General features: G+C 37.5%; 21 protein-coding genes. 3 read left to right on the forward strand and 18 right to left on the reverse strand.

All coding sequences use genetic code 11. The features are described from left to right. Positions 1-34 precede the first annotated feature (34 nt). Both xseA and ACR30L_RS14390 read left to right on the forward strand, forming a co-directional pair. Complete coding sequence (xseA, locus tag ACR30L_RS14385) at positions 35-1,363, forward strand: exodeoxyribonuclease VII large subunit (RefSeq protein ID WP_435234935.1); 1,329 nt, start codon at positions 35-37, stop codon at positions 1,361-1,363. A gap of 139 nt (positions 1,364-1,502) precedes the next feature. Further along, entirely contained in the window at positions 1,503-5,291 is a 3,789-nt protein-coding gene (locus tag ACR30L_RS14390; protein ID WP_435234936.1) for a DUF6701 domain-containing protein, read from the forward strand. 18 nt (positions 5,292-5,309) lie between these two features. On the opposite strand, the gene ACR30L_RS14395 is transcribed toward ACR30L_RS14390, so the two are convergent. The 9 genes from ACR30L_RS14395 to frsA form a co-directional block, all read right to left on the reverse strand. After that, on the reverse strand, positions 5,310-5,735 hold the full coding sequence (locus ACR30L_RS14395; RefSeq protein WP_435234937.1) for a hypothetical protein: 426 nt from the start codon (positions 5,733-5,735) through the stop codon (positions 5,310-5,312). 46 nt (positions 5,736-5,781) lie between these two features. Next, on the reverse strand, positions 5,782-6,513 hold the full coding sequence (locus tag ACR30L_RS14400) for a PulJ/GspJ family protein (protein WP_435234938.1): 732 nt from the start codon (positions 6,511-6,513) through the stop codon (positions 5,782-5,784). Beyond that, positions 6,513-7,127 (reverse strand): type IV pilus modification PilV family protein, encoded by a 615-nt coding sequence (locus tag ACR30L_RS14405; RefSeq protein ID WP_435234939.1) that lies wholly within the window; start codon positions 7,125-7,127, stop codon positions 6,513-6,515. The genes ACR30L_RS14400 and ACR30L_RS14405 overlap by 1 nt, the downstream gene beginning before the upstream one ends. Further along, positions 7,120-7,641, reverse strand: a complete 522-nt coding sequence (locus ACR30L_RS14410; protein WP_435234940.1) for a pilus assembly FimT family protein — start codon at positions 7,639-7,641, stop codon at positions 7,120-7,122. Before ACR30L_RS14410 ends, ACR30L_RS14405 begins: the two co-directional genes overlap by 8 nt. Positions 7,642-7,917: 276 nt before the next feature. Then, a complete protein-coding gene (locus tag ACR30L_RS14415; protein WP_435234941.1) occupies positions 7,918-8,397 on the reverse strand; it encodes a prepilin-type N-terminal cleavage/methylation domain-containing protein in 480 nt (159 codons plus the stop codon). A 189-nt stretch (positions 8,398-8,586) separates the two neighbouring features. Beyond that, positions 8,587-9,834, reverse strand: coding sequence for a glutamate-5-semialdehyde dehydrogenase (locus tag ACR30L_RS14420; protein ID WP_435234942.1), 1,248 nt, complete (start codon positions 9,832-9,834; stop codon positions 8,587-8,589). Between the two features lie 81 nt (positions 9,835-9,915). Further along, complete coding sequence (gene proB / locus ACR30L_RS14425; protein WP_435234943.1) at positions 9,916-11,025, reverse strand: glutamate 5-kinase; 1,110 nt, start codon at positions 11,023-11,025, stop codon at positions 9,916-9,918. An 88-nt stretch (positions 11,026-11,113) separates the two neighbouring features. Further along, positions 11,114-11,506, reverse strand: a complete 393-nt coding sequence (gene crl, locus ACR30L_RS14430; RefSeq protein ID WP_435234944.1) for a sigma factor-binding protein Crl — start codon at positions 11,504-11,506, stop codon at positions 11,114-11,116. Positions 11,507-11,551: 45 nt separating this feature from the next. Then, positions 11,552-12,811 carry an esterase FrsA gene (gene frsA, locus ACR30L_RS14435; RefSeq protein WP_435234945.1) on the reverse strand — a complete coding sequence of 420 codons (1,260 nt, stop codon included), beginning with the start codon at positions 12,809-12,811 and terminating at the stop codon, positions 11,552-11,554. A gap of 182 nt (positions 12,812-12,993) precedes the next feature. Here frsA and ACR30L_RS14440 point away from each other — a divergent pair, with 182 nt between their 5' ends. Next, positions 12,994-13,887 carry a GGDEF domain-containing protein gene (locus tag ACR30L_RS14440; protein WP_435234946.1) on the forward strand — a complete coding sequence of 298 codons (894 nt, stop codon included), beginning with the start codon at positions 12,994-12,996 and terminating at the stop codon, positions 13,885-13,887. On the opposite strand, the gene tilS is transcribed toward ACR30L_RS14440, so the two are convergent. The 9 genes from tilS to bamA all read right to left on the reverse strand — a co-directional run bounded on the left by tilS (position 13,867) and on the right by bamA (position 26,056). Continuing rightward, complete coding sequence (gene tilS / locus ACR30L_RS14445; protein WP_435234947.1) at positions 13,867-15,228, reverse strand: tRNA lysidine(34) synthetase TilS; 1,362 nt, start codon at positions 15,226-15,228, stop codon at positions 13,867-13,869. The two genes, ACR30L_RS14440 and tilS, sit on opposite strands and share 21 nt — an antisense overlap. A gap of 5 nt (positions 15,229-15,233) precedes the next feature. Further along, positions 15,234-18,755, reverse strand: a complete 3,522-nt coding sequence (gene dnaE / locus ACR30L_RS14450) for a DNA polymerase III subunit alpha (protein ID WP_435234948.1) — start codon at positions 18,753-18,755, stop codon at positions 15,234-15,236. Positions 18,756-18,829: 74 nt separating this feature from the next. Next, on the reverse strand, positions 18,830-19,444 hold the full coding sequence (gene rnhB, locus ACR30L_RS14455; RefSeq protein ID WP_435234949.1) for a ribonuclease HII: 615 nt from the start codon (positions 19,442-19,444) through the stop codon (positions 18,830-18,832). Next, complete coding sequence (lpxB, locus tag ACR30L_RS14460; protein WP_435234950.1) at positions 19,437-20,591, reverse strand: lipid-A-disaccharide synthase; 1,155 nt, start codon at positions 20,589-20,591, stop codon at positions 19,437-19,439. Before lpxB ends, rnhB begins: the two co-directional genes overlap by 8 nt. A gap of 73 nt (positions 20,592-20,664) precedes the next feature. Further along, entirely contained in the window at positions 20,665-21,453 is a 789-nt protein-coding gene (gene lpxA, locus ACR30L_RS14465) for an acyl-ACP--UDP-N-acetylglucosamine O-acyltransferase (RefSeq protein ID WP_435234951.1), read from the reverse strand. Further along, entirely contained in the window at positions 21,453-21,905 is a 453-nt protein-coding gene (fabZ, locus tag ACR30L_RS14470) for a 3-hydroxyacyl-ACP dehydratase FabZ (RefSeq protein ID WP_435234952.1), read from the reverse strand. Before fabZ ends, lpxA begins: the two co-directional genes overlap by 1 nt. 3 nt (positions 21,906-21,908) lie before the next feature. Next, entirely contained in the window at positions 21,909-22,937 is a 1,029-nt protein-coding gene (gene lpxD / locus ACR30L_RS14475; protein ID WP_435234953.1) for a UDP-3-O-(3-hydroxymyristoyl)glucosamine N-acyltransferase, read from the reverse strand. Between the two features lie 10 nt (positions 22,938-22,947). After that, positions 22,948-23,451: an OmpH family outer membrane protein gene (locus ACR30L_RS14480; protein ID WP_435234954.1), complete on the reverse strand. Its 504-nt coding sequence runs from the start codon at positions 23,449-23,451 to the stop codon at positions 22,948-22,950. A gap of 184 nt (positions 23,452-23,635) precedes the next feature. Then, positions 23,636-26,056 (reverse strand): outer membrane protein assembly factor BamA, encoded by a 2,421-nt coding sequence (gene bamA / locus ACR30L_RS14485; RefSeq protein WP_435234955.1) that lies wholly within the window; start codon positions 26,054-26,056, stop codon positions 23,636-23,638. Positions 26,057-26,186 lie beyond the last annotated feature (130 nt).

Below are 26,186 nucleotides of genomic sequence, written 5' to 3' on the forward strand. Positions count from 1 at the left end.
AATCCCTCTAAATAAGCAGCAGTGATAACCCACCATGAACTCACAAAATAAGAATATTTATAGTGTTAGTAGCCTTAATCGAGCGGCTAAATCCTTATTAGAAACCGGACTGGGGGTTATTTGGTTATCCGGTGAAATATCAAACTTAACGATTGCGGTTTCGGGTCATTGGTATTTCACTCTGAAGGATCATAGCGCGCAAGTACGATGTGCCATGTTCAAAGGCAATAATCGACGCACAGGCTTCACGCCAAAACATGGTCAACAGGTCCTCGTTCGAGGCAAATTAAGTTTGTATGAAGCCCGAGGAGATTATCAATTAATTATTGACTCAATGGCCCCTGAAGGCGATGGATTATTAAAACAGCAATTTGAAGCTTTAAAATGCCAATTAGCTGCAGAAGGTTTATTTGCACAGGAATACAAGAAGACATTACCCACAGTGATTAATCGCATTGGTGTAATCACCTCTTCAACGGGCGCGGCCCTTCATGATATTTTAAGTGTATTAAAGCGTCGCGACCCGCGTTTACAGGTGATTATCTATCCAAGCCAAGTCCAAGGAATAGGCAGTGGAGAATCCGTTGCAGTACAAATACAACTGGCCAATGCACGTCAGGAATGTGATGTATTAATTGTTGGACGCGGTGGCGGTTCGCTTGAGGATCTCTGGTGTTTTAATGAAGCCGTTGTTGCCTATGCTATTTTTAATAGTCAATTACCCATTATTAGTGCCGTTGGCCATGAAATAGACGTTTCCATTAGTGACTTTGTTGCCGACCTACGAGCAGCGACACCTTCTGCTGCGGCTGAATTAGTCAGTCAAAGTAACAGTGTTGTCGAATCACAATTACAAACATTAGTCACTCGATTAAAACGTGCGATCGCCGCACAACTACAACTAAAACATCATCAGCAAAATCTATTAAAAGAAAAACTACTACATCAAGATCCAAAACATAAATTACAACAACAAACTCAACAGCTTGATGAATTATCACTACGTCTTTCTCATGCAATAAATCAAATTATTAATCAGCAAACTCATAAGCAACAGAGACTTGAAAATCAATTAACCCATTTCAGCCCTGCACAAACCATTCGTATTGAGCAACAAAAACAAACACAATTGATAACGCGTCTCCAAAGTGCAATGCAAAATAAATTAAAACAAAGTGAAAATACATTACAAGGACAAATTGCACAGCTAAATGCAGTCAGTCCTTTGGCAACGCTTGCTCGTGGCTATGCCATCGTAAAAGATAAAAATGGCAAGGTAACAACGGATTCGTCTAAATTAGCGACTGGAGATATTATTAATGTGCATTTACATCAAGGTGAAATTGCTGCACAGGTGCTTTAATAGCCAATATTCCAAGCAGTTATCTAAAAAATCACCAGTGATACTTTATATTGGCGTCTAAACTAATGATTAATAAATGTATGTTGATTGGCAACAGATACAACTATTCAATATAAACACAAACACCGGAAATCTAACGATGTTGTATAAAAGTAATCTAAATAGACTATTAACAGGCGTTTTTATAAGCCTTTTCTTTGTTTTTAAAGTCGCAGCGATAGATAACTTAACGGTATCAGCAAAAAATATTAGCGATGAATACGAAGTCTCTAGTTATGGTGGAACGCAACAAGACATCGACACTAATAAGGTTATAAATGTAAATGATGCTAGCCTCACGATTGAGGGAAATCGTTGGCAAAAGATCTCATTACCTTACACCATCACGCCCTACACAATTATTGAATTCGACTTTAACAGCTCAATTCAAGGTGAAATTCATGGGTTAGGATTTGATATTGATACCGAAATTAGTGAAGACCGTAGCTTTCAACTATATGGTACCCAAGCCTTTGGATTATCAGCCTTTGCAACATATTCAGGTAATGATATTGCCCATTTTACAATCCCCGTCGGACAATATTATCAAGGCAATTTTACTTATCTATTTTTTATTAATGATGATGACATAAATTCAACGGCTATAAGCACCTACAGTAACATTAAAATCTACGAAGGAACTGAAGATGGTAAGCTATTAGTATCAAAAGCTGGGGTTACAAGTAAGTACAGTCTTGCGAGTTATGGCGGTGGACAAGATGTCACTTCCCCAGGCCGAGTGGAAGTTCAAGAAGAAGGGTTAAATCTAAACCTCGAAGGTAGTCGTTGGCAAAAAATAGATTTTTCTTATAGTGTCACTGCAAATACAATACTTGAATTTGATTTTCAAAGCACGATTGAAGGCGAAATTCATGGAATAGGTTTTGATCAAGACACCTCTATCAGTGCTGATAATAGCTTTAAGTTATATGGTACCCAGAGCTGGGGAATTTCCAATTTTAATACATATTCAGGTAACGGTATAACGCATTTTACTATTCCAGTAGGTAAAACATACACCGGTGATTTTGATTATCTTTTTTTTATCAATGATGACGATAACAATAAAGCAGCAAAGAGTACTTTTAGTAATATCACTGTATACGAAAAACCTACTCCCATTGCAGAGTATCACCTTGATGAATCAGAATGGAGTGGCACTATCGGTGAAGTAAGCGATGAAACAGGTAACTTTAATGCTACGGCTCACGGGTATGTTTCGACTTCAAATACAAATCCAGCAATATTAGGCAATCCAGGCACATGTCGATATGGAGACTTCGACGGAGATGATGACTATATCGAACTGCCCAGTGACTTTAATGATTTATCCGGTAGCTTTACCATTACCGCATGGATAAATCCCAGTAATTTAAATTCAGGCTCACGTATTTTTATTGATGATCAAACGAATAGCAATGGTGGATACGGCTTTAGTTTAGGTGACCCTGGCAACGGAAAATTACGTTTTTACTCCCGCAATGTAAACCCCATTTCAGTCGATACAACAACTGGATTAACGGCCAATAAATGGTATTTTGTTTCAGCAGTACATAATAGTGAAACTAAAACGAGACAAATTTATGTAAATGGTGAAGCTCAAATTGTCACTGGTGGAAATACAAGTAATACCTACACAGGGACATGGAAAAGTGATACATCAGGTCCAGCAACGATTGGCGGGGAACCTATTAATGGAGAAATAAGAAACCGATTTACAGGATTAATCGATGAGGTTCAAATTTATGACGAAGCTTTAACTACGTCACAAATACAATCAATTTACCAAGAAACGCACTCATGTCACAGTGACACGACTTCAACTATCGATCACTTTGAAATTATCCATGATAGCAATGGATTAACTTGCGATGTAGAAAATGTATCAATTAAAGCATGTTTAAACAGCGATTGTAGCGCACTTAGCGATAAGGAAGTTAACATAGACCTATTGGGTAATAATACCCTATTAGCATCTACCACCTTCACTGGGAGTGACACACTAAGCTTTAATCACACAATAGCAGAAACTCTTACTTTATCAGTAGATAATGAAACGGTTAGTGCTGACAATCCTTTCCAATGTTCAACTGGCAGCACAAGCAGTTGCGATATAACCTTTATGAATGCAGGCTTTCGTTTTCTATACGGCACAAGCAATGCAACAACGATTGCCAATCAAACCGCTGGTAATATATTTCCTGAATCATTAAAAATACAAGCGGTTAAGGACACTGATGGCGTATGCACTGGATTATTTAATGGTTCAGTCAATATTGATTTGTCACAGGAAAATAGTGCGCCAAGTGGAACCAATGGTTTATTTTTTGAAGTTAATGGCCAAAATATTGCTAAATATCCAAATTCCACTGACACAACATTGTCTTTTAATAGTGAGGGAATCGCGACACTGCCCGCTTCTATTTATAATGATGCAGGACAAATTTTATTGCATGCGAACTATAATCAAGATGGTGTTGAGCTAACGGGAGACAGCAATCACTTTTGGGTTAGCCCTGCTTATTTGGCCATTTCTACGAAAAACGCAGGTAATGAAAATATAAATGGCAACTCAGCAAATACTAATACTACACACAAAGCAGGTGAAGATTTCACGTTATCAGTAACGGCCTACAATAACCAAGATAATATCACTCAAAACTATGTCCCAACTAACCTACAATTTAAACTCAGCAGAACGGCACCACTTTACACAGAAAGTGTTGATGGCACCTTTACCTATGCACAAAATCACTCCTTAACCACTACTACTTCAGCAGATTTTAATGATATTACTTTAACTGATTTTAGTAATGGAACATCGGAATATAACGCTGCACAATATTCTGAAGTGGGTTTAATAAACCTCGATCTGCAAGATAATAACTACGGAGGCGAAGGTATTCTTATTTCAGCCGATGATATCAATATTGGCCGTTTTACCCCTGCATATTTCGAAATCACCACCACAACCGATGGCTCACTAAGTGATGGTGGGCAAAGTAATGATATTCCTTTTGTTTATACAGGACAAATGTCTAATGTAACGTCAAGTTTAGGACAAATAAGTTATGGCACAAAACCTCAGTTAACCCTGACAGCAAAATCACAACAGGGTATTACAACTCAAAATTACACTCGTGATTATATGAAGTTACAAGCAAACAGTGTCACTAGAGTTGCACCAACAAAAGACGCATCAACATTCGGCGTCGATCAACTCACTAAATTAAACGTAACTGCGAATTTAAACACACTCACTATAGATGAACTTGACGGACAAGGGATTATTCGTTACCAATTTAATGATACCGATAATTATGTTTACACGCGTGAAAGTAACGCATTCATTGCGCCATTCAGTGCGGATATTGATTTACAAATTAATTCAATCGTAGATGATGATGGGATCACTACCAATGACCTAGATAGCAACTTAGATAATGGCATTGTTACATTATCACCCACGGGTATTATCATTCGTTTTGGGCGATGGAATATAGAAAATAGTTACGGTCCAGAAACAGCGGACCTGCGTATTCCAATGTTATTAGAATACTGGAATGGTAGTCAATTTGTGACTAATAATAACGATAGTTTTACTGATTTTAACGCATCGAATGCCACACTTACCTATGGAAGTTTAACAACACCCGTTAACCTATCAGGTAGTGGGACATTTATTGCGGGTATCTCTAATATAGTCACACTATCATCGCCCGGAACAGGTAACCAAGGTAATTTAACATTAACAATGAGTGTACCAACTTGGTTACAGTATGATTGGGATAACGAAGGATTATTAACAGACGATCCGCAAGCGCTAATTACATTTGGTCTATACCGTAATAATGATCGTATAATCTACCGTGGGGAGGTATTCGAATAACAATTGTTTTAATGTAAATTATTCTACGTTGGTGGCCTCGACCATAATTTGCCGACGCGTAATTATTTCATTACTTTTACAACTAGCCGTGCTCGTGATTTGATAACGCGTCACCGTTGCAGCTGAAATAACAGAACAAGAATATAACGCGCTACAACCATGAAACCCAGCTGTTTCATCATCACCAGGCAAAGTAACGGCTTCAGCTGTTTCATCATCACCAGGCAAAGTAACGGCTTCAGCTGTTTCACTACAGCTTGTTTCTACCGCTGCACTGCTTCCAAGCGGAAATAATTTCATCAGCGCAATTTCACTGGCACTATAAGCAGCTAAATATGCACGTGCTGCATAGACTTCATAACTTGTACTTTCGGCCGCATTACGTTGCAATGACATCAAACTCGCCCCCAATAAAGAAATAACAATAATGATAAAGATAGCCATAATAAGTGTACTACCCGACTGTTTTTTTAAGCAATATACTAGCTGCTTACGGGGTGTTATTGATATGTAATGTTTGTTCAATTGGCACCTCCTGTCCATCAAAATCAAGTTCAAAATAGACTTTTACTAATGCATTTCTCTGTAGGGTGGCATTACTCACTTTAAATGAACCTATTATATTTTCAGCCATTAATACATACTCACCACTGTCGACTTGCCGCTTTAAATCATCCCCAATAAAACAATAACTAATATTATGCTGAATAATGTAAACACGCTTTGCCGGTGAATTTAATGAAAAACTAATGGCAGTATTAAAAGTTAAAATATCTTTATCTGTATTAATACTAGCAATGGGGTTTACCTTGTCCGTACTGTTTAACTGATCAGACGAAAGAAGATAAACAACCGCTTTATCGCCCGAAGAGTAATTATAATCGCTAATGGGAGAAATTGTTCCCGTGTTCCCATAACTAGGGCTAATTGGAAAATCGGTATAGACTGAACTTGCAATAATAGGCGTAAAAGTTAAACACTGGTCTCCGCCACTCACCTCAAGGCTATTAGGTAAAGCATTAGAGACTTCTCGACGTAACCGTTCCATTACAAATCGGACACTGTTTAATGATTTATCACGATCAGTAGCATCACTATAAATATCCAGCCCAGTGCCGATATAACGACTAGTCATAATGCCCAATGCTGACAGTATAACGATAACAATAACGAGCTCGACTAACGTAAAAGCTGACTGCTCTTTTATACCATCGAACCTCATTAGTAATTCCCTTTTAAGGCTGAATACACAATTTTTTCATTGCTTGGCGTTTGAATCGTCACTTCAATACGCTTTAATGTTTGAGCACTAAGCGTTGCTGTATCTTTACTTACCGCTATTTTAATTAAATAATTATTATATTGAGCAGATAAGTTATTTCCCAACACATCGCCATAATCACCGGCAGGCTCAAAACCATTTGTTATAAAATCATCAACATCATTAAAATCTTGGTGCTCTCCTTGCGCTTCATTACTTGTGCTATCAATGCCGTAATCACTTTCATCGGTACAATCAATTTTGGTTGCAATGTCTGTAGTTGACTCACTGGTTTGCCAATCGAAGCCGTCATACCATAAATCACTATCGCCCCAAACTTCACCACAGCGGTAATAACCACCATTATGATCGGAATTTTCATCGTAACCACGAGATAAAATAGTCTGAATAACACTTTGCCCTAATTGAGAAGCACGTAAACGATAAAGAGGCTCAAGTGAATCTTTGCTTTGAGAAATAAGTAAGGTATTCATTACTAACATAGCGACAGCCAATACAACTATTCCAATAATTAACTCCACCAAGGTAAAACCATTGCTTTTATAGTTATTCATGAATATATCCTTCGGTTTCAACTTCAACTGAAAGATTGTTATCGCCATTAATATTAATCGTAAAGGTATCACCTATTAAACTATCATTAATTAGCAACTTTCCCTGTAAATCAAATCGGTAATTTCGCTCCGTTAACATACCATCACTAAACGATACCGTATTATATTGATTAAAACTGCCACTATTACAGTGACTAGAAGAAGGGCTAACACAAGTACCGGCACTTCGTTGCGTATTGTCATGATAAAAACAACTGTTTTTAACCACTAACCAATAGCAAGCATTTTCTGTTGCATCATCTGAAGGATCTGCATTAATGCCTTGCAATTGTACCAAGCGGAGTTGAGAAATGAGCTGATCACGGAGGGTATAATCTTCAAAGGCAGATTTACTAAAGAGTTTCGGCACAGCAGTAACGGATAGCATGCCAAGAATAATAAGCACAATGATGAGTTCAACAAGCGTAAAGCCTGTAGGAGATATTTTCACCGATTTACTCAGATACTGAACCATTTACTGCCTATTTAATTGAAATGTAAGCATGTTGCTACCAAAACTTCTTTGTAAAAGATTCAAAATAATTGAAAATTCAACCGTCGAATAAATAGTTTCTACCATGTTGCATTTATTATAAAATAATACTATTGCACAAACTAACTTATTCAAATTTCTTATTAAAACTATCAATTAAGCCTTCACTATATAATTAAATCTTAATCGCTCTACTAAAGAATTAAAAAAAATCCCACAACTAGGTGGGATTAATGTCATTGAGTGAGACTAACTAATTTAACATCCGGTATCAATAACGACAATGACTGGTCGAGCAGTACTAGAGACAGCCCTTGTATATCTAACGCTACATGTCCTAACATCAGCAGCAGCTGTATCATTTGAAGAAATATATGCTACTGTATCTGTATCCGTATCTGTTATCACAGTACCTGCTGAATTTGTCATTTTCCAATCATTACTTAACTCAGCAATATTTAATAACTCCGTTGCTACAGGATAACCATAACGAAGTGCAATCCCAGAGTCAGAATCAGCAGCCAATACTGAGGCTGTTTTTTCCACACCTTGAATAGCGGCTTTTGAATAAGTAATGGTTGCTCCACCTTCTAAAGCAGCTTTAACTCCATTCAAGGCAGCGCTTCGCGCATCGACTTGAAGATTCAAAAATTTAGGAATCGCAGTAGCGGACAAAATGCCGAGAATAATAATAACGATAACTAATTCAATTAATGTAAAACCAGACTGTTGCTTCATAGGACATTCCTTAGATTTAAAATAAAATGACGAGTTTGAAAATCAATTTATTTCAAACCTTGTTAATTAATGTTATCTGCAGTTTAGTATAAAACTTTAATTTATTTGAAAAAAAATAGTAAACTTATTTGATTAATAACAGTTAATTAAGGAATTTAAATAAAAACTTGCGCCCTTAAACCACTTCGTTTAATTTCTAACCAAGTAATCCCCCATGCCAATCCACTTGTAAGTCGTTAACTCTTTTAATCCCATTGGGCCACGGGCATGCAATTTTTGTGTAGAAACGGCAACTTCGGCACCTAATCCAAACTGACTACCGTCGGTAAAACGCGTACTCGCATTAACATAAACAGCGGCGGAGTTAACTGAATTTATAAATTTATTCGCAATGCTGAAATCGTTCGTTAATATACCATCGGAATGCTCTGAACTATGCTGACGGATATGCATCAAAGCTTCAGATAAATTATCAACAACCTTGATACCTAATGTAAGCGACAACCATTCCGTAGAAAAATCATCTTTTTCAGCTAATCTTGCATCATCACCAAGAATTGCCTTTGCTTTTTCTTCCGCGACAAAACTAACGCCTAAGGGTAATAAGCGTGCTGCTAGTTTAGGTAAAAACTCAGCAGCTATATTCTGTTCAACTAAGAGTGTATCTAAGGCATTACAAACACTCGGGCGTTGTACCTTGGCATTTTCTATAATTGCGATAGCTTTATCGATATCGGCTGTTTTCTCAGCAAATAAATGACAAATACCAATACCGCCAATAATTACAGGAATCGTGCTATTTTCTTTACAAAATTGCTGTAATCCTGAGTTCCCACGAGGAATAATCATATCGACAAACTGATCCATCTTAAGTAATTCACCCACTAATGCACGGTCAGTATTTTCAATATATTGTACTGCTGTTTTTGGCAATCCCGATGCAACGAGAGCAGATTGAATTACTTTCACTAACACCATATTTGAACGAATGGTTTCTTTACCACCACGTAATATACTGGCATTCCCTGTTTTTAAACAAAGTGCAGCGATATCGATGGTCACATTAGGTCGAGCTTCGTAAATCACGCCAATCACCCCAACAGGAACACGACGTTTTAATAATTTAAGACCATTTTCCAATAATGCACTATCAAATTCATCACCTACTGGATCAGATAAATTAATAACACTACGTAAATCAGCAATAATAGCGGCAAGACGAGGACCATCAAGTAATAAACGATCGAGCAATGCTGGACTTAATCCCGCATCAACACCCGCTTGAATGTCTTCTTTATTGGCAGCAACAATTTCATCTTCATGCGCTTCTAATGCAACAGCAATAGCTTCCAACGCTGCATTCTTTTGACGGGTTTCTGTAATGGCTAATTCGTAACTTGCTTCTTTAGCAAGTTTGCCTATTTCCTGTAAATTCATGTTTTTTCCTAATCTTTTATTTGAGTGAAAAGAAGTAATGAATACCTCTAATGAATACTCACCCGGGGTAAATACTGACCATTACAACAACACAAGGTCATCACGATGAACAACGACGCGTCCATATTCAAATCCTAACTTAGCTTCAATTTTATCGGAGTGTAAACCTTTAATTTGGTCAATATCGATACTTTTGTATCTAACTATCCCACGGGCAATTTTTTTACCCTGTTGATTACTAATTGAAATCACACTACCACGGGAAAACACTTTTACTGTACCAACAATTCCCTTAGCAAGTAAACTACTCCCGGAATCCTTGATCGCTTTTTCAGCGCCAGCATCAACGATGATAGCTCCCGCACTGCGAGATCCTGCAAAAATCCAATTTTTTCGCGTTTCTAATGGGCAATTATCACAAACAAAACGCGTCCCGACCGGTTTATTATTAACCGCATCAATAATCACCTCTTTTTTATGACCGGAAGCAATAACGACTTCCACACCACCTCGATGGGCAACCGTGGCCGCTTCAATTTTAGTAGACATCCCACCTGTCCCTAAACCACTCACACTACCACCTGCAAGCGCATGAATTTCATCGGTGATTTCATTAATTTCTTCAATTAATTTTGCATCGGGTACGCGACGTGGATCTGCGGTAAATAACCCCTGCTGATCGGTTAATAACAACAGCTGATCCGCCCCTGCTAACAATGCAACTAGTGCAGATAAATTATCGTTATCACCCACTTTAATTTCATTGGTTGCAACGGCATCATTTTCATTAATAATTGGAACAATATTATATTTAAGTAACGTTCTTAACGTATCACGGGCGTTTATATAGCGACCATGGTCGTCTAAATCTGCACGGGTTAACAACATTTGACCGACATGGATACCATAGATCTTAAAGAGTGACTCCCATTCACGTATTAATTGTCCCTGCCCAACGGCTGCTAACATTTGTTTATTGGCAATGCTTGTCGGTATATCGGGTAAATTTAAATGCTCTTTGCCTGCTGCGATAGCTCCCGAAGTCACCACAATAATGTGATAACCTAACTTTTGTAATTGTGCACATTGACGCACTATTTCAACCATATGTGCACGGTCAAGTTTAGTTGTACCGCTAGTTAATACACTGGTGCCTAACTTTACAACAACCGTTTTAATTTTTCTGTTCATACCAATTTCATTTTATGTAGCAGCAATAACAAAACAGCAACCCAATAAAGTGCTGCTGTTTCAATTCTTAGCGTTAATTTTAGTGCAATTAAACTTCGACTAGCTTATCTTCAATCGCTTTTAATTGCAGGCCTGTTTCAGTGTCGATTAATGATGCTAAGCGATCGACAAATAATTTGAATGATTTATCTGTTTGCGCTTTATTTTCTTTATTTAATGACTCAACAACCCATTCACCCTCTGTATTATAAATGCCATCAAAGCGTTCATAAATAAAAGCGGAATCATCTTTCTTAAGGTTTATCCACCAGCCATAAAACTCACGCTCTTCAGGTTCTTTTTCGGGATCAACACAAATTTCTAAACAATCAAAAAAGAAAAGTGATTCAGTCGAAAATTGTTTACGAAAATAAGGCCCTAAATCGGTAAACAATTTAAATAATCGACCGCGAGAAGGTATTTTTTTTACTGGTTCTGTCATAAAAATGTATTCCTCATATAAAATATATAAAAACTAATTTACCATTCACTCAGCAAGATGTCTTGTTAACCATTTAGCAGAAGCATTTAAACAATTTAAATATGACTCAAAAATAGGAGGTTTATCAATTAAACGTAACTCTCCTTCTCGGCTAGCTCGAGCAATTAACTCTAAATCATATTTATTACACATAATATCATTTTGATGACCAATACTTAATAGAGGTGTATTAATTCGTTGTTTTGCAAGTAATCCTTGTTTAATTAATGAAAATGGCACACAGCTCTGAAATAATACTTCTGGACGAGAGTTACCCGTTTGCATACGAGATGCAATACAATCCAACAACATCGGTGGTAATTTTTTAAAATTAACTAACTTATCAAATACACTTCCCACAGCAGGACCAACACATACTACTGTTTTTACCTTTTTGGGTTCTAAAAATGCCAATCGCGTTGCAACATTTCCACCAAAACGCATCCCCATTAATGCGATTCTATCTTGATCGACCCAGGGAACGTTATCCAAATGATGGATAATAGCTTGTAATAAATTAGAAGCATTTTGCTCTAATTTAACATGAGAAGAATAACCAACACCGGGTAAATCAACCGTTAACATAGCGATACCAGCGGGTGCTAATTCACTTTCAAAAAGGGAGTGATAATCACATTGCAGTGTATCCAATCCTCCACTTAAAATAACAACGGGAAGGAAAGTCTCGGTATGAGGAAGGTGTAAATAACATTTAACATTTTTACCTTGAAAAGGCACATTAACTTCTTTTAGTTCATAATTATCATTATATTTAAATGATTCTCGATAATTATTATAAGCCAGTACCTGCGCCTGCATGCTTAATTCATCACCTTTAAGATGAGGATAACTGGCTATGCTGTAAAATTGCGATGCCAAATAATAGGCTTTCTTAGCTTTATCTCGTTCTCCATTAACGGAAAATTCTCCCGCTTTCTTTTGATATGACATCGCTTTCTGAGTCCATTCATAACTCCAATTGCCCGAACGAAATCCGGTAACAGAATCTAACAGCTCATCATCACTTCTTTCATTATTTGAGGCTGAAATACGAGCAAGCACGTCATAACATTCAATAATATCTAGACCTTGCCAAGCCCAAAGCATAAATTTTAATAATCGATACCACCCTTTTCGTTCTTCACCATCCATAATGTCATCACCGGTATTAACATATTTTTTAGTCGATGAATTAGGAATGAGTGTGGAGGTTTCTGGTACATGAAACTTAGGGGTAAAAAGTTCTTTAGATAAATTTTCTGACATAAAACAACTCAGTTAGAGAAATAAAGAATCAATATTGATAATAACCAATTATTCATCATTTGCGCGGAACTAACAACCGATAAAAATAAAAAGCATCAACAACAAAAAGGAATAAAAATGAAACTGGCATAAAAAATGCTTAGAGTGTGAGTATGTCAATTTATCAACGCGAGGAAAAAGCTATGGAAATAATAGCACAAAATAATATCGAGAATTATTCACTTCGAAATAAAGTGTTTACAGTTATTTCCAATACACCTAGCTTATCGCTTGAAAATAAATTGACTTGTATTGAATTACTACAAGAAAGAATCGAATTGAAAGAATTAATGACCAATTTTGCCTCCCTAGTGGCAAAATTTGTCCGCCCTTTTAATATTCGCTTTCAATCCGCGAATGGTTTCTTTAGTTCAAAAAGTGACATTAAAAGCAATTACCGGAAAAGCTATAATTTATCGATGCCATTTTCAGACTCTCGATTAGGTTCAATCTGTTATCAAAGTGAATTACCGATTAAAGTCCATGAAGATAAATTATTAAATGAATTACATCAGTTATTGATTAAAAACTTAAATAATTCACTAAAGCTATCGGAATTACAGTCAATGGTATTTAAAGATCATTTAACTGACATTGGGAATCGGGCTTATTATGAAGAGAGTTTATTAAGATCTATTGAACAAAGTAGTCGTGGGCAACAGAGCCTCTCATTAATGCTTTTTGATCTTAACGACTTTAAGATTATCAATGACACATTGGGCCATTTAACCGGCGATAAAGTATTAATCGCTTTTGCACATATTCTAACAAAATGTGTTCGTTCATCGGATATGGCTTTTCGATTAGGCGGAGATGAATTTGCAATTATACTTCAGCCAGGCGGAGTACAATCTATTGAAGCAGTTAATCAACGCGTATGTGATGAAATCAATAAAAATTTATTCTTAGCTCGATTAAATTTCTCTCACTCCATGGGATATAGCGATTGGAAGATTGGACAATGTGCTGAAAAACTATTTTCTGAAGCAGATAGGCGTTTATATATTAATAAAGGGTTAATCAAAACCAATAGTTAAAAATAATTCTCTATCATCTACTGGCTGTGTTTCGCATAGCCAGAGCCCCACCGCTTGTGTTAACTCTTCATCAACAAATACAAAAGGAATACTATCTCGTTGCCAGGGTGGAATATTATATTCGTGAAGTAGTTTTTTAACACTACGAGAGCCATTACGCCCTATTGGCGTACACATTAGTTTTGCTGAAAACTGCGATCTAAAGTAAATTTCAACCAATGAATCTTCATTGATTTTAATTCCATTATTACTTTCACTCGACACATGAAAATTAAGATTAATCGCTCCCCCAGATAAACTCATTTTTGATTGTCCTCGCCAAATAACAGGTTTATCTGAAACCAAGTTAGCGTTATCTTCAACTAGGTACAAACACTCACGATAACGGCGTAACGTTAGTCCTTCAAATAGTATTTTAGGCGTTGCATTTTGAGTCGCCAACACAACATCATTCAACAGTGATGAAAGTTGTTTTACGGAGGGGTATTTTAAATTATTCAGCTTAAACCAATAACGTAATACATTATTTATTCTTGCTGCACTCAATGCTTTCAATGCATCGATATTGATAACCGTTATATCAGCGGGATCGCAAACACATAATGAAAAGTCTAACTCAGCGACTTCATTTAACAATTGTTGTTGTTCTTGGCAAATTGAAGCACTACGAGAAACCGTTTTGGCAATCGCTGGCCAGCGTGTTTTAAGTAGTGGGGAGATAGTGTGACGAATAAAATTACGATCAAAGATTTGATCGGTATTACTTTCATCTTCTATCCATTTTAATTGATAATGACATGCGTATTTTTCTAATTGTGCGCGCGAAAAATTTAGCAATGGACGAATTAAATACCCAATTTCAAGTGCCTGCTTGCTTCGAATTCCCTGCAATCCAGTATTGCCTGAACCTCGCTTCAAAGCTAACAGCACCGTTTCCAATTGATCATCTTGATGATGTGCGCTGACTAAGTAACTCTGTTTTGACATTGTATTAATTAAACTCGCATAACGCTTTTCGCGAGCTAATGCCTCTAGACTAGTTCTCGCCTGTTTCCGTAAATTAACATGGGTACACGTAAAATCAATATTTAGCCTTTCACATGTTTGTTGACAAAAATCGCGCCAGTACTCAGCATTATCGCTTAAACCATGATTAATATGATGTGCACACACTTGCAAATTTTCTACCTGATCACGCAAACGCGCAAAAAGGTGCAACAACACCATTGAATCCAAACCACCACTAAGCGCAACGTGAAAATGTATATCTGTTAAGGCATCTTCATGACAAAGTATTTTGATTTGATTGTAAAAATCGCCTAAAAGATCGGTTTTCAACATACTTATTATCCAAGTTGATCAAAATGTAAGGTGACATTTTCTTCACCTAATAATCGCTCAAGCGAAAAGAAAAGATCGTCGGATGGTGTAATGGACCAAGATCTTCCTAATGATAATTGGGTCTGGGCTTGCTCATTTTTATAATCAATAAATATCGGACATAAACCACCTTTAGCAGGTTCTAATGCTTGATATAATTCTGCTTGGAAAGTGGGAGATACTTTTTTCGCATCGACTTTAAGCTGAAGTTTTGAAGCAAAGCGTTCCCTTGCTTGGTCAATACTCATCACTTCACGTGCACTCATTTTTAAACCGCCATTAAAGAAATCTTCACTGACTTGCCCCTGTATCACGACTACGTTATCGGCAATAAGTAACGCTTCATACTGCTCCAATAAGTCTGCAAAAACGGTCACATCCATTCGTGCGCTTTTATCATCAAGCGTAATAATCCCCATTCGTTTACCAGCTTTAGTCACCATAACTCGCATACTGAGTATAAGGCCCGCAACCCGACTATTTTGACCACGACGATTAGCAACTAAATCCACTAATTTACTACAGTGAATCGCACGAATATGTTGTTCATATTGGTTAATAGGATGGCCGGTTAAATATAAACCAAGTGTTGCTTTTTCACCGGCTAACCATTGTTTTTCAGGCCATTCAGGTACCGCAGAAAACTTATTGGCAATCTCTTCACTGTCGGTCGTTAAGACGCCAAATAAATCACTTTGGCCAAAGGATTCTGCTTTTTTATATTGTATTGCCGATTGTAATGCATTCGGCAATGTTTCCATCAAAGCAGCACGATGTGGACCGAGCTTATCCAATGCGCCCGCCAATATAAGCTTTTCTAACACGCGTTTATTACAACGCTTTAAATCAATTCGATTACAAAAATCAAATAAATCATGGAACTTGCCACCCGCTTCGCGCGCTTCAATAATGGCATCTACGGGCCCTTCCCCAACGCCTTTTACGGCACCAATACCATAGACAATGCGTAAATTGGTATCGACATTGAATTTAAATAAACCTTCATTAACATCGGGAGGACCAAGCTCTAATCCCATACTTTGACATTCAGCCACTAAAGTGACAATTTTATCTGTGTTATCCATATCAGCTGACATAACAGCTGCCATAAAGTAAGAAGGATAAAAGGTTTTCATCCATAACGTTTGATAGGAAACAAGTGCATAGGCCGCCGAGTGAGATTTATTGAACCCATAACCGGCAAATTTTTCTACCAGGTCAAAGATCTTCATGGCTAATTCGCCATCAATACCATTCGCAATTGCACCCTCTTCAAAAGTAGCACGTTGCTTAGCCATCTCTTCCGGCTTTTTCTTACCCATTGCTCGACGCAGCATATCTGCTCCGCCTAATGTATAGCCAGAAAGTACTTGAGCAATCTGCATAACCTGTTCTTGGTATAAAATTATCCCGTAAGTCGGAGACAAAATATCCTTGAGCGATTCATGCTGCCATTTTTCATCGGGATAAGAAACAGCTTCTCGACCATGTTTACGTTCGATAAAGTTATCTACCATCCCCGATTGCAAAGGCCCCGGTCTAAACAAGGCAACGAGGGCTATCATATCTTCAAAGCAGTCAGGTTGTAATCGTCGGATAAGATCTTTCATACCACGAGACTCTAACTGAAAAACTGCCGTCGTCTCGTAGCGTTTTAATAAATCGAAACAAGCCGGCTCAGTGAGATCGATTTTTTCAATATAAATTGGTTCTTCACCGCGCGCTTTTTTATGGGCATTAGCCATATCCAATGCCCATTGAATAATCGTAAGCGTGCGCAGACCAAGGAAATCGAATTTAACTAATCCCGCATATTCCACATCATTTTTATCAAATTGAGTAACGGGATTATGCCCTTCTTCATCGCAATAAAGAGGAGAAAAGTCAGTAATGGTCGTTGGAGAAATAACCACGCCACCGGCATGTTTACCAGCATTACGAATAGTCCCTTCAAGCGTACGGCACATATCAATTAACGCCCGAACCTCTTCACTTCCGTCGTAACGTTCCTGCAATCGAGGTTCTTCAACAAAGGCTTTCGTTAATGTCATACCGGGAGTAGGAGGAACTAACTTAGAAATACCATCAACAAAACCATAACCGTGACCCAGTACTCGACCAACATCACGAATTACAGCTTTTGCCGCCATCGTCCCAAAGGTTATAATCTGTGAAACCGCATCACGCCCATACAACTCGGCAACGTGGTCGATAACTTCATCACGTCTATCCATGCAAAAATCGATATCGAAATCGGGCATAGAAACACGTTCCGGATTCAAAAATCGTTCGAATAGTAATTCCAATTCAAGCGGATCCAAGTCCGTAATTTTTAAAGCATAGGCAACCAATGACCCCGCACCAGAACCACGTCCGGGACCAACTGGAATATTATTATCTTTACTCCACTGAATAAATTCCATTACGATCAAGAAATAGCCAGGGAACCCCATCGTATTAATAACGCCTAATTCAATTTCTAAACGTTCATCGTAGGGCTTTCTAATTTCAGCAAAATCAGGAGAATTGGTATCAAATAAAAACGCTAAGCGCTGCTCTAACCCTTCCCGAGATAATCGACAAAAGAAGTCATTAACGGGTTCTCCACCGGTGGGAAAATCGGGAAGAAAGTATTCACCAAGGCGCAAAGTCACATTACAGCGTTTGGCTATTTCAACACTATTTTGTAATGCCTCTGGAATATCTGAAAATAACTCACACATTTCTTCACTACTGCGTAGGTATTGTTCTGGACTATATTCCTTAGGTCGTCGATCATCGCCTAATGTGTACCCTTGATTGATACAAACCCGAATATCGTGGGCATCGAATAACTCTTTGTCAGCAAAGACAACCTGATTCGTAGCCACTACTGGCAAATGATATTGAGCTGACCAATCCAAGGCAAGATGAAGATAGTTTTCTTCATCTACTCGATTAGTTCGAATAAGCTCTAAATAATAGCGTTGTGGAAAATGTTCGAGATAAAATTCCGTCATTTGTGCAGCTAAATCGGCATGTCTTTTCAACAACATTTTGCCGACGTCCCCTTCCTTCGCTCCCGAAAGTAAAATAACGCCTTCATTGTGTTCGATTAACCAATCTTGGTCGATAATTGCATGTCCACCAATATGACCACGTAAATATGCCTTGGAAATAAGTTCGGTAATATTTTTATAACCAACATTATTCATTGCTAATGCAGTAAGACGAAACTGTTCTCCTGGCAATAAATTACTTTGTACCCAGAAGTCGACGCCGACAATCGGTTTGATGCCAGCACCATGTGCCGCACCATAAAACTTAACGAGACCGCAAAGATTTGTTTGGTCGGTAATCGCTAATGCAGGCATATTCATTGCAGCGGTTTTAGTAACCAATGGTTTTACTTTGGTTAAGCCATCAACCATCGAGTAATCGGTGTGGACACGTAAATGAATAAACTTTGGATCTGAACTGGTAGTGGCGGTAACATCTGATTCGGACATAACATCTCTAACTTATAATAACTGACAATTGTAAACGCATAACATTGAACAAGAATCGATAATTAATACTGTTTTTACAGCAACCCCAGTACTTTTTTTACTGGTTTAAAACTTTTACGGTATTCAGCAATCACCCCAAATTGTTGTATGGCTGCAAAGTGCGCCTTGGTTGGGTATCCTTTGTGTTTAGCAAAGCCATATTCAGGATAACGTTCATCCAACTCTACCATCTCCCGGTCACGGGTCACTTTAGCTAAAATGGATGCAGCACTAATTTCAGCAACCCGCAGGTCACCTTTTACAATCGCTTCACTTGGCATATTCAACTGCGGGCAACGATTACCATCAATAAAAACAAATTCAGGCTGAATCGCTAACCCAGCTACCGCTCGCTGCATCGCAAGCATGGTAGCATGAAGAATATTAAGTTCATCTATTTCAATAGGCGTCGCACGTCCAATAGCAAATGACAGCGCTTTTTGTTGGATTTCTACAAATAATAATTCGCGTTTTTTGTCACTTAATTTTTTTGAGTCTGTTAATCCACTAATTGGATTCGCAGGATCAAGAATAACAGCTGCGGTAACAACATCACCAACTAACGGACCTCGACCGACCTCATCAACGCCGGCAATTAATGAGAAATGCGGGTAAACGACCTCAGGGTAATCTTCTTTTACTTTAGTCATGTCTATTCTTTTCATTTAATAAATTAACAACGGCCTGTGCGGCTTGCGTGTCAGCATCACATTTAATTAATTGATGAAGTGATGTAAATGTATCGATTAATGCACTGTTATCTTGGTTAATAAGCAGTGTCAATTCGTCAACAATATTATCTACGGTACAGTCTGCTTGACTTAATTCTTTAACGATTTCTTTATCTGCAATTAAATTTGGTAAGGAAGTATATTTCACTTTCACCAATGCTTTCGCAATGATATACGTCAAAGGTTTAACTTTATACGCAACAACCATTGGCGTTTTGGCAAGCATCGCTTCAAGCGCTGCCGTACCAGATGCAAGTAAAACCACATCTGCTGATTGTAAAACAGCACTGGCCTGGCCATCAAAAATAATCAAAGGTAAATTCGGAGCATACTCTTTTTGTAACGCTAAAAGCTGTTGTTTACGTGCTTCATTTACCATTGGAACAATAAATTTTATATCTGGAAACTGTTGATTGATTTTTGCCGCTGATTGTAAAAAAACAGGCGCTAACAATTCCACTTCAGCATTACGACTTCCAGGTAATATAGCAAGCACCCGCTCATCATGCCCCAACCCGAGTGTATCTCTAGCTTTATTTTTTTCTGGAATAAGTGGTAATTGATCAGCTAGCGTATGCCCAACAAACTGACAAGGCACATTAAACTTATCATAAAATGCTTTTTCAAAGGGTAAAAAAGCCAAAACCAAATCCGTTGCTTTAGCTATTTTATGAATGCGCCATTGTTTCCATGCCCAAACAGAAGGACTGACATAATGAATCGTTTTAATATTATGCTGTTTTAATTTTAACTCAACGGTAATATTAAAATCAGGTGCATCAATACCAATAAAAATATCTGGAGGATTGTTAATAAAATGCTGAGTAATGGATTTTCGAATACTTAAAATACTACGTAGTTTACTAAGCACTTCAACGAAGCCCATTACGGATAATGCTTCTAATGGATGGTAAGTTTTACACCCTTGAGCAATCATCTTTGGACCTGCTATACCTTCAAAAATAGCATCTGGATAATGTACTTTTAGTGCTTTTATTAATCCTTCACCTAAAATATCTCCTGAAGCTTCACCGGCAATAACTCCAATCCGTAATGGTTTATTCATAATATCTTCTTAATTTTTGTGTAAAAAAAAGGCTCTTACGAGCCTGATTTCATAATGAAGCTTTAATCACGTATCAACGAACAATACCGCGATTATCTTCATTGATAAAGTCATATAAAATTTTCAGTTCAGGACAGGTTTCAACTTTTGCTTCAATCTCTTTTCTAGCTTCTGCTAATGTATTACCTTGACGACAAATAATTTTATAAGCGCGTTTAATTTCCATTATCGCCGCACTACTAAATCCACGACGTTTCAAGCCAACCGAATTGACCCCTTGCGCTTGTGCATAATTACCCGTTGCCAAAAAGTAAGGCGGTACATCTTTATTAACAGCTGAACAGCCTCCTATCATCGCGAATTCACCTACTCGGGTAAACTGATGCAATGCAGAAAGACCACCAATAATCACATTATTTGCTAAATGCGTATGACCCGCTAATGTCGCATTATTAGATAAAATAATATTATCACCAAGCACACAGTCATGGGCAACATGTACATAGGCCATTAATAAATTATTATTGCCAATGCGGGTTGTCCCTTTATCCTGTGCAGTTCCACGGTGGATAGTACAACTTTCACGAAATACATTATTATCGCCAATTTCTAAAAAAGTCTCTTCACCATTATATTTTAAATCTTGGCAGTCTTCACCAACAGAGGCAAATTGGAAAACTTTATTTCCTTTGCCCATTTTAGTTGGTCCTTTGATCACAACATGTGGTGCAATCCAGCAATCATCACCAAGCTCTACGCGTTCACCAATAATTGAATAAGGGCCTATTTCTACATTTTTTCCAATTACTGCGGTTTCATGAATAATCGCAGTAGGATGAATCATTGCTGTTTGATTTGACATTAAATCTCCCTTCTTGCACACATAATCATAGCTTGACAGGCAACTTCACCATCAACTTTAGCTACACACTCAAATTTTCCCATACCACGACGTTCTTTAAGGTAGATAACTTCAAGGTGAAGTACATCGCCAGGTACAACGGGTTTACGGTAACGCACTTGATCAATAGATGCTAAAAAATATAGTTCATTTTCAGCTGGCTTGCCATAGGTCGAAAAAGCTAATACGCCAGTTGCTTGTGCTAATGCTTCAAGAATCATCACACCAGGAAAAACAGGTGTTCCAGGGAAGTGCCCTGTAAATTGAGGCTCATTAAAGGAAATATTTTTAATACCATGTAGAGTTTTGCCCGGAACATGGTCAATCACGCGATCGATTAATAAAAATGGGTAGCGGTGCGGCAAAAGATCCATGATCTCTTTAATGTCTAATGAATTTAATTCGTTACTCACTTATTATTCCTCAATATTTTTTTGTAGTTGTTTTTCAAGTTGTTTTACACGATCAAATAAATCGTTAATTTTTAAAGTATGCGCAGTCGTTTTCAACCAGGCTTTATTCTTTTGAGCCGGTACACCCGATGAGTAAGTACCTGATTCAGTAATATTACGCATAACCATTGTATCACCTGTTATGATCACTTTATCGGTAATCGAGATATGGCCATTAACAGCAACACACCCACCAATCATACAATGACGACCGATAGTTGTACTACCAGCAATACACGTGCCACCTGCAATTGCAGTATGCTCACCAATATGAACATTATGAGCAATTTGGCACTGGTTATCAATTTTCACCCCATTATCGATAATCGTATCGGACAGCGCGCCTCGGTCAATGGTAGTAGAAGCACCAATTTCAACATCTTCGCCTATAATCACATGACCAATTTGCGGTATTTTCACCCAAGTACCTTGATAAGGGGCGTTACCGAAACCATCGGAACCAATAACAGTATTGGCATGAATAATGTTACGTTTACCAATACGGGTATTATAGTAAATGCTTACATTCGGATAAATTTTCGTTGATTCACCAATCTGTGAATTTAAACCAATAACAACATTCGCACTAATTTGACAATTATCTTCAATTTTAACACCCGCTTCGATAACAACATTATCTGCAATTGCAACGTTATCTCCAATTTCAGCCGTTTCATGAATCACTGCACTTTTAGCAATCACGTTAGGTAAATTCGGGGTCGTATCGAATAAACGCGACAACATGGCATAACCCACATAGGGATTATCCATAAATAAGGCGTTTCCTTGATAGCTCTCTTTGAGGGCCGAAGGTAGAACAATCGCGCTTGCGTTACATTGCTCTAATCGATGAAGTAAATTTTTATCTGACACGAAGGTAATATCCCCTTCGCCTGCACTATCAAAAGTAGCCAAACGATGAATAATAATTTCATCATCACCAGTTAGTTGAGCTTGTAGTGCATTTGCCAAATATGCCAAATTATATGTCATTATTTAAAACCTATTTTTTACTAATTTCTTTGATCACGATGTCTGAAATATCATATTCAGGTTTCGCAAAAGCAACCTGTTCACCATTTAACACAAGATCATAGCCATTCTTGCTAGCAACCGTATTAATTGCATCACGAATCACAGCCCATGATTTTTGTTGTTCTTCAGCTTGACGACGACGACTATCTTCTGCAAATGCTTTACGTTTTAAGGTGAAATCTGATTTTTTACCTTCAATTTGACGTTTTAAATTTGTCACATCCGTTGCAGACATTAACGATGCATCACGTTGCATTTTAGAATCAAGATCTGTAATTTCTTTTTCTAATTTTTTTAATTCTGCAATACGGCCTTTAAATTCAGACTCTAATTTAGTTTTAATTTTTTCAAGCTGCGGAGATTCCTTCATAATTTTAGCAGGCACAACAACTGCAATTTTTTGTGCTGCATTTGCCATTGAAGTCGTTGCTAGGAAAGCGGCTAATGTAGCGATCTTAAAAATTTTCTTCATTTTGTAACTCCATAACATAAAAAATAATAATACTTGAACGACTAATATAAAGATTAAAATCAATTAACTAATTCAACTGCAATTGACCTATTAATCGAGATAAAAATTAACTATTCCTTTAACACCTAATAAGCAATTCAAATCCTATTTAAAATCAGAACTGCCTATAAACCGATAAGAATAATTAAAATGTTTGACCAATATTAAAAGAGAAAAACTCAGTACTATCGCCATCATATTCTTTGATTGGCAAAGCAAATGTAAAGACTAAGGGGCCCATTGGAGATACCCAAGTCAACTGCGTACCTGCTGATACACGCATTCTACCTGGTTTTGAGTAATCACCAAAATAATCACAATTATAAGAACAGCCCATACTCGCGTAAGTGCTGTAATCGAACTCAGTATCCCAAACTTCACCGGCATCGACAAATAAACTACTACGTAGTTGTCTTGTATAGGCCTCATCCACAAATGGCACAGGGAAAATCAATTCGGCACTTAGTGTGTATTTTGCATTACCACCGACGGAACTATCACTTAACACAACGGAGCTATTACCACCATCACTGTAATCATATAACGCCCTCGGACCGACACTATTACTACTAAAGCCACGCAATGTTCTATAACCACCAACATAGTAGTTTTCAAAGAATGGAAGAATCTGGTCACTTCCTTCAAATGTACCATAACCATTACCGTATGCGGCTGAAGCTCTTAATAATGTAGTCCAATCACCATCATCGGTAATACGTTGATAATTACTGAAGTCGAAATTCACTTTAAAGTACTGAACATCGGAACCTGGTGTTGTCATTTTCAACGCAAGAGTATGTTTCATGCCCTGCGTTGCTAACTGACCTTTATCAAGGTTATTTCGAGTCCATTGAGCAGTTGCATTGAAGTTTTGGAAATTCGCTTCACCATCGGAGTTCTGTTGGGAACCATAAATATCCCAAAATAATAATGATTGAGAATATGAGTTTAATTGTGAGATACCATTGTTCTCCCAACCTATCCCAAAGCTTAAACGATTAATTTCATTTACTGGAAAGCCTAATGTTAACCCAATACCATAAGTCGTATTGGTGTAGTTAACGATATTCGCTTCACCCGCTTCAAATTTGTTGTAATACAAACGACCACCCGCACTCACGGCATCTTGTGTTAAATAAGGGGTCGTATAACTGATATTCCCACTAACACTATAATCATTTGTTTTAACTTCGAGACCCACTTTATCACCGGAGCCCAAGAAGTTACTTTGTTGCACACCCGCAGTTAAACTCATACCCGAATCAGTACCATAACCAATACCAGTACTAAAAGATCCCGATGCTTGTTCTTCTACTTTTACATTTAAGTCAACAAGATCATCACTGATGCGTTGGGTATCAATATCAACTGTAGAAAAGAATCCTAAACGATTTAAACGAGCCTTTGATATTTCGATATTTTCACTGGATAACCAGCTACTTTCCATTTGTCGCATTTCACGACGAAGGACAACATCTTTTGTCGTGGTATTACCTGAAATATTGATATTTCGCACATAACCACGCTGACCAGGATCCACTGAAAAATTCACAACAACAGTATTTGTCTCATCATCCACTTCGGGATAAGTTTTAACATCGGGGTAGGCATAACCTAAACGCCCTAAATATCGACGAATGCTTTGTTCAGCTGCAGCAACATCAGACGCCGCATAAACATCTCCTTTAGCAAAAGGAACTAATGAGGCAATATCGTCTTCATTTTTTAATAAATTTCCAATAAATTTAACACCGTCAACTTTATAAATTTCTCCTTCATTTACATTAACCGTCACATAAACACCTTTTTTATTCGGTGTCAGTGAAACTTGCGTATCATCTAAACGGAATCTTATATAACCACGGTCTAAGTAATAACTTTTAATAACTTCTAAATCAGCGGCTAGTTTTTGTTTTTGATATTTATCATCGGCAAACAAATCCCACCATCCTCCAGAGTCACCTAAAGTTAAACGTTTTAATAAATCTTCATCGGAAAAGACACTATTACCAACAATATTAATTTGTTCGATTTTTGCAGAAAGACCTTCACGGAAAATGAATTGAAGAGAAGCTCGATTTCGAGGTAACGGTGTCACAACGGGTATGACTTGCGCACTGTATTTACCAACACTATGGTAGAAATCTTCAAGACTTTTACCAATATTCGCTAATGTAGTACGGTCAAGCGTTTCACCAACTTGAATATGTAATGATTTTAATGAATCAAAAATTTGTTCATCGGTCAGTTTATCGTTACCTACCAACTCGATATTACTAATCGTTGGGCGCTCTTTTACCTTAAAGATTAAAACATCACCGTCTTTAAACATTTCAATCGATTCAAAGAAACGACTTGCATAAAGCTTTTTAATTGCACCAGAGAGCTGATAATCATCAACCAAATCACCTTCTCGAATTGGTAAACTCAGTAACGCAGCTCCAAAAGTAACGCGTTGTAACCCTTCAAACCGTAAGTCAGAAATAGTAAACGTTTCGGCGATAGACGGCAGCGAAAAACTGTTTCCAATAATGAACAGCCCCGCAAGAACATATTTCTTAATCATTTATTTATTAATCCTTTACAACACTTATTATCGTGTTTTTGTATTCAGCTTAGGAAGTGCTGTTTATCGATGCCAATCTGCTTTTCATTCCACCAAAATGCAAATAACTAAAATTTGCATGGAGTGTATA

The sequence above is a fragment of the Psychromonas saccharinae genome (genome assembly GCF_051201515.1).
Classification (GTDB): Bacteria; Pseudomonadota; Gammaproteobacteria; order Enterobacterales; family Psychromonadaceae; genus Psychromonas.

What these genes read in the sequence shown, in the direction of transcription:
- ACR30L_RS14415 (WP_435234941.1), bottom strand. Translation starts at nt 8,397, where the DNA reads ATGAAGCAACAGTCTGGTTTTACATTAATTGAATTAGTTATCGTTATT.
- ACR30L_RS14410 (WP_435234940.1), bottom strand. Translation starts at nt 7,641, where the DNA reads ATGGTTCAGTATCTGAGTAAATCGGTGAAAATATCTCCTACAGGCTTT.
- rnhB (WP_435234949.1), bottom strand. Translation starts at nt 19,444, where the DNA reads ATGACTAAAGTAAAAGAAGATTACCCTGAGGTCGTTTACCCGCATTTC.
- lpxA (WP_435234951.1), bottom strand. Translation starts at nt 21,453, where the DNA reads ATGTCAAATCAAACAGCAATGATTCATCCTACTGCGATTATTCATGAA.
- lpxB (WP_435234950.1), bottom strand. Translation starts at nt 20,591, where the DNA reads ATGAATAAACCATTACGGATTGGAGTTATTGCCGGTGAAGCTTCAGGA.
- ACR30L_RS14390 (WP_435234936.1), top strand. Translation starts at nt 1,503, where the DNA reads ATGTTGTATAAAAGTAATCTAAATAGACTATTAACAGGCGTTTTTATA.
- ACR30L_RS14395 (WP_435234937.1), bottom strand. Translation starts at nt 5,735, where the DNA reads ATGGCTATCTTTATCATTATTGTTATTTCTTTATTGGGGGCGAGTTTG.
- dnaE (WP_435234948.1), bottom strand. Translation starts at nt 18,755, where the DNA reads ATGTCCGAATCAGATGTTACCGCCACTACCAGTTCAGATCCAAAGTTT.
- ACR30L_RS14400 (WP_435234938.1), bottom strand. Translation starts at nt 6,513, where the DNA reads ATGAGGTTCGATGGTATAAAAGAGCAGTCAGCTTTTACGTTAGTCGAG.
- crl (WP_435234944.1), bottom strand. Translation starts at nt 11,506, where the DNA reads ATGACAGAACCAGTAAAAAAAATACCTTCTCGCGGTCGATTATTTAAA.
- lpxD (WP_435234953.1), bottom strand. Translation starts at nt 22,937, where the DNA reads ATGACATATAATTTGGCATATTTGGCAAATGCACTACAAGCTCAACTA.
- frsA (WP_435234945.1), bottom strand. Translation starts at nt 12,811, where the DNA reads ATGTCAGAAAATTTATCTAAAGAACTTTTTACCCCTAAGTTTCATGTA.
- ACR30L_RS14440 (WP_435234946.1), top strand. Translation starts at nt 12,994, where the DNA reads ATGGAAATAATAGCACAAAATAATATCGAGAATTATTCACTTCGAAAT.
- proB (WP_435234943.1), bottom strand. Translation starts at nt 11,025, where the DNA reads ATGAACAGAAAAATTAAAACGGTTGTTGTAAAGTTAGGCACCAGTGTA.
- ACR30L_RS14480 (WP_435234954.1), bottom strand. Translation starts at nt 23,451, where the DNA reads ATGAAGAAAATTTTTAAGATCGCTACATTAGCCGCTTTCCTAGCAACG.
- ACR30L_RS14420 (WP_435234942.1), bottom strand. Translation starts at nt 9,834, where the DNA reads ATGAATTTACAGGAAATAGGCAAACTTGCTAAAGAAGCAAGTTACGAA.
- xseA (WP_435234935.1), top strand. Translation starts at nt 35, where the DNA reads ATGAACTCACAAAATAAGAATATTTATAGTGTTAGTAGCCTTAATCGA.
- ACR30L_RS14405 (WP_435234939.1), bottom strand. Translation starts at nt 7,127, where the DNA reads ATGAATAACTATAAAAGCAATGGTTTTACCTTGGTGGAGTTAATTATT.
- tilS (WP_435234947.1), bottom strand. Translation starts at nt 15,228, where the DNA reads ATGTTGAAAACCGATCTTTTAGGCGATTTTTACAATCAAATCAAAATA.
- bamA (WP_435234955.1), bottom strand. Translation starts at nt 26,056, where the DNA reads ATGATTAAGAAATATGTTCTTGCGGGGCTGTTCATTATTGGAAACAGT.